4 protein-coding genes and 1 tRNA gene are annotated in these 3,893 nt (G+C 41.2%); 3 read left to right on the top strand and 2 right to left on the bottom strand.

What is annotated here, in order from left to right:
- Positions 1-344 precede the first annotated feature (344 nt).
- From Q0256_RS09755 to Q0256_RS09745, 3 genes are all read left to right on the top strand, one after another.
- Positions 345-1,568, top strand: coding sequence for an ankyrin repeat domain-containing protein (locus Q0256_RS09755; protein ID WP_297962568.1), 1,224 nt, complete (start codon positions 345-347; stop codon positions 1,566-1,568).
- 314 nt (positions 1,569-1,882) lie between these two features.
- Positions 1,883-1,957, top strand: a tRNA-Glu gene (locus tag Q0256_RS09750).
- Between the two features lie 156 nt (positions 1,958-2,113).
- Positions 2,114-3,289 carry an integrase arm-type DNA-binding domain-containing protein gene (locus tag Q0256_RS09745; RefSeq protein ID WP_297962566.1) on the top strand — a complete coding sequence of 392 codons (1,176 nt, stop codon included), beginning with the start codon at positions 2,114-2,116 and terminating at the stop codon, positions 3,287-3,289.
- Here Q0256_RS09745 and Q0256_RS09740 read toward each other — a convergent pair.
- Positions 3,272-3,562 (bottom strand): hypothetical protein, encoded by a 291-nt coding sequence (locus Q0256_RS09740; RefSeq protein WP_297962564.1) that lies wholly within the window; start codon positions 3,560-3,562, stop codon positions 3,272-3,274. The genes Q0256_RS09745 and Q0256_RS09740 overlap by 18 nt on opposite strands.
- Positions 3,552-3,722, bottom strand: a complete 171-nt coding sequence (locus tag Q0256_RS09735) for a hypothetical protein (RefSeq protein WP_297962562.1) — start codon at positions 3,720-3,722, stop codon at positions 3,552-3,554. Before Q0256_RS09735 ends, Q0256_RS09740 begins: the two co-directional genes overlap by 11 nt.
- Positions 3,723-3,893 lie beyond the last annotated feature (171 nt).

Below are 3,893 nucleotides of genomic sequence, written 5' to 3'. Positions count from 1 at the left end.
ACGCCGTCGCGCATATTTCGTACTTTACGTCACTGTGAATGATTTAAGCCCAGCATGCCGCCGAATATCTCATCCTTGGGCTACTGCCGCAAATTTTACTTTGCCGCCGCCGCTCGCGCAATACGTTTTTGAAATGGGATTTTATGCAAATTCTGTTTAAAATTGATTTAACTTTTTAAATTTAAAAGCAGCGGAGTAGCTTAAAATTTATAACTATCCAAGTGCCATTACTATAAGCATTAAAAACGCTTATTTTTGATTTTTAAATTTGAGCTGTTTTTAGTAAATTTTGCTTACAAATTTTGTATAATTTTTAAAATTTTATCTCGAAAAGAGGAGCGAGTATGAGATTTATCGTTATATTGTTTTTGGTGGTCGGAGGCTGTTTTGGAGGCAATATAACCGATTTTCAAAGCTTGGAAAAATTTATCAAAGACGGGCAAGCGAAAGGATATTTTCCTAAAAAGATTTTAGTGACGCAAGGATTTGATACCACCGTATTAGAAGACGTGAGTTTAAATTTTAGCAAAATCATATATTGGGACATAAATTCTCTCTGCAACCAAAACGCGGACGAAATCATTATAGCCGAAAGCGATACGAGGCACTCTATAGTTTGCCCCGGAAATAACAACGTCTATATTTTGACTGGCGGCAGAAGTGATGTGGAAGACCCGTGGGGAAACGATATTTTCGTAATGGGCGAGAACGATGATAAAATTTCAAAAAGCTGGGGTACAAATATATTTATATTCGGCAAAAGATGGGGGCATGATAAGATAGAAATCGGCGATTCTAGGATAAATCCGGCGTCAAACCCTGAATACAAAAACGAATTTCCTTACGAGTTTAGCCACTTTTTCATCTTTGATAGCGGGGTTAAAAAGGATGATTTAGTTTTTAACTTTAACAAGATAATAAATTTAAAAACAAACGACTCTATAGAACTTACGGATTTAAATGGTATAAATTTGATTTTTAAAGACGAGCCGGGTAAATACTACGGTACAAATTCATTAAAGGAGATTTACGACGAAAGCTTTCCTGTCGCACCCAAAACCGAAGAGAATTTGAGTGTAGATGAGATACAAACGCTGCTTCACAAAACGGCATATTCAGACAACGCCGAAGATACTAAAAAATACTGCGAAATGGGCGGCGATCCGAATTTTAAAGGTCATGAAAATACCACTCCCATCGAAATGGCGGTAATGTTAGGTAGCGAAAATTCGCTTCGCGCGATGCTAGAGTGCGCAAAAAGACTGACCGATAGCGCAATGATGATGAGCGTATTCGGAAGCCAACACGACGATGAGAAGAGTTTTAGGCTCGTAAAGCTTTTAGAAAAATACGGCGGAAATTTTAAAGCAAAAGATAGTGACGGATGCTCCATGGTAAATTATGCGGCAAGTTCTCATAGTCTAGAAATCGTAAAATATCTAGTAGAAAGAGGCGCCGATCCAAAAGCTAGATGTTCTCATAACCAAAGCGTAACTCCATCGGATTGGGCAAGGAAAAATGAGGATAAAAGAGTATATGAGTATCTAAAAAGCCTAGAAGCCAAATAACAAGGCATGCTAAATGGCTTCTTATCACCTGCTTTAAATCAGCGCGATAAAATTATTGGCGTTTTTGATGCTGATAGCAAAGCACAGCAAGCTTTTATGATATCGATTTGGCTTATGGCTGCAGCGACGGAACTTATTTATGTGCCATCTAGAATGGGCGTCATATCGGACTCTCTAGGGCACCAAGATTTGCGGCTATGCCAAAAAGCTTTAAGTTTTCGGCGAAAATTTTATTTTGCATTATTTTTGCCACAAATATATAATTTAATCCAAAATTTATATACACTTCGCTATTATCTCATTTTTAATTTCGCGGCCCACTCGTCTAGTGGTTAGGACGCTGGCCTCTCACGCCGGTAACAGGAGTTCAAATCTCCTGTGGGTCACCATTGCTCCTTTTTACATCTATTTATTTCAATGTATAACCATTTACAAACTACCGATACTAAGGCATTTTAAAGCTATTTTCAATTTATATTAATTTATATCGGTTTATAATTATTTTCGTAAAAAATGTATAACTTTCTGTATAACAAGGGTATAAAATGGCTAAAATTTTAACCGCGACGCAGGTTAAGAAATTAAAATTTGAGGGCAGCGGCAAGCTCAAGGCATATTCTATCGATAGCACGTGCGCGCTGTATCTCGTGTGTTTCGCAAACGGCAGCAGATACTACAAGCTACGCACAAAAAGAGGCTACACGACGCTAGGAAGCTTTGAGGATATAAGCCTTGCCGAAGCTAGAGAAAAAGCAATGAACTTACGTAAATCAGGCGTGAGCGAGGAGCTGCAAAAGCAGAAGCTAAAAGATGTTTTCTACGCTTGGCTGGATATTAAAATCCCGCCCGAGGATAGCGAGAAAACAAGGCAATCTCGTCGTAAGATGGTAAATCGCGTAAATAAACATCTGCTGCAACCTCTAGGCAATATGCCGATAGATGAGATCGGCACGAAAGAGGTGATCGCGGCGAGCAAAGGCGTGAATTTTGCAAGTGCTAAAAAAATAATACCGATCCTGCGCGACGTGCTTAAATTTGCCCGCGCCCAAAACGCGGCGGGCGATATATCGTTTATTTACGAAATCATAGATGATATGAGCGAAATTTACCCTAAGAAAAAAGTAGAGCATAGAAAGGCGGTGACGGATCCAAATCGCTTAAAAGAGATTATAGAGGCGGTCAGAGACGCCCTTATAGAGCCGACGATTAAAAATTTATTCTTTTTCAATCTGATTATGGCGCAGCGTCCGCATCAAATCAGAGAGCTTAGCTGGGATAGGGTAGACGGGGATTTCGTGTATTTTAGAGAGGCGGATAATAAAACGGGAGTAAATGCGCGCTTGCCGCTTCCGAAGCAGGCAAAGCAAATTTTGAAGCGCCAAAAAGAGATTAGCGCAGATGGGATAGTTTTCAAATCGAGCACCTATTCTAGGCTTAGCGGATGGGCTATCTCGGAGGGCACGTTATTAAAAACGCTAAAGCGCTTGGGTATAGCCGATCTGCACGCGCACGGCTTTCGCTCGATGTTTGCGACCTTTGCTATTAGAGCAACCGACGGCGAGCGAGCTATGTTCGAAAAGCGTATCATTGATGAAGTGCTGCTGCATGCGCCCGGTAACGAGGTGGATAAAGCTTATTTCAGGGACTTCAACTCGCGGGAGCATTTGCGGGTATTGCAGTGGTGGGCGGATTATTTAGAGAGGCTAACACCCCTCTTTTAATTTCTTAATGTCCTCGTTGAGCCAATCTAAGGGATAGCGGGCCTCGCCGTTGAATATGATAAACCGCGGCATAAATTCCCATTTGCCCTTGTTTTTAGGCATTCGCATTTTGGCAAGTATATTGCTGTTTTCGGAATAGCCCAACATAACCGAAGCCTCTTTTTGCGTCAGCAGCCTTTGATTTTCGGCGGCAACCCCCGCTACGATACCGCTGTTTTCAAAACGTCCGAGCGCGGCCGATACTTCTTTTGGTCTTTGGTTTTCAGTAGTCATCGTCAATCCTTTTTAAAATTTCCTTTAGTTGCTTTACATTCAGCTTAAACAGCCTTTTATGGATTTTCTCCACGAGCGCGCCTTTTTCGTTGTGCTTCTGCGCGAAATCGTCTATTTTGGCTAGCATCTCGCGCTCTTTTTCTCGATCGGGGCTACTCATTTTTCATCCTTTCTCTTTAAATTTTACAGAAGCAATCTTTTAGGGGCTCATCATCAAATGACAAAGAGCCTTGCCTGTCTATGCGGATAAATTCCGCTTCCATATCCGCGCAGGTTAAATTACCTGCAAACCACGACGTATTAAGCACAGCCTTGCCACTATCTCGCATGG

This window comes from uncultured Campylobacter sp. (genome assembly GCF_937949835.1).
GTDB lineage: Bacteria > Campylobacterota > Campylobacteria > Campylobacterales > Campylobacteraceae > Campylobacter_B.
Note: the sequence above shows the minus strand (reverse complement) of the source record. Positions and strands in the feature narration are given on the sequence as shown.

Bases quoted from the DNA above. Each gene is read 5' to 3' on its own strand.
- Q0256_RS09755 (WP_297962568.1), top strand. From the start codon at position 345: ATGAGATTTATCGTTATATTGTTTTTGGTGGTCGGAGGCTGTTTTGGA.
- Q0256_RS09745 (WP_297962566.1), top strand. From the start codon at position 2,114: ATGGCTAAAATTTTAACCGCGACGCAGGTTAAGAAATTAAAATTTGAG.
- Q0256_RS09740 (WP_297962564.1), bottom strand. From the start codon at position 3,562: ATGACTACTGAAAACCAAAGACCAAAAGAAGTATCGGCCGCGCTCGGA.
- Q0256_RS09735 (WP_297962562.1), bottom strand. From the start codon at position 3,722: ATGAGTAGCCCCGATCGAGAAAAAGAGCGCGAGATGCTAGCCAAAATA.